Here is a 255-nt window from a genome sequence, read left to right on the forward strand (position 1 = left end):
TACCTTGGTAGTTTTCGCGTATTAGCTCATCGTTTGCTAGGTTTTCGTCTGGTGCAAAACCCCAATACTCTTTACGTACTTTTTCGTGCAGGTATTCTGCAAACGCTTCGGCGAGCCTGTCGGCTACGGCTTTAACCATTATTTTGTTGTAATCGTCTTGCTGTGCGTCAAACGCATTTGCTAAGTCGTCTTCTTCTAGGCCGCCCGTTACTGCAAACGCGCCAAAGTAATCAGGCGTGCCTTTTGGTGCTATGT

At 47.1% G+C, this 255-nt stretch carries 1 protein-coding gene; it reads right to left on the minus strand.

Annotated elements, in window-relative coordinates; translation table 11 throughout:
• On the minus strand, positions 1-255 hold a 255-nt coding region (locus AAEY57_RS20485), incomplete at both ends, for a vitamin B12 dependent-methionine synthase activation domain-containing protein (RefSeq protein WP_350608721.1).

This window comes from Pseudoalteromonas sp. MER144-MNA-CIBAN-0113, from assembly GCF_040308965.1.
Taxonomy (GTDB): domain Bacteria; phylum Pseudomonadota; class Gammaproteobacteria; order Enterobacterales; family Alteromonadaceae; genus Pseudoalteromonas; species Pseudoalteromonas tetraodonis.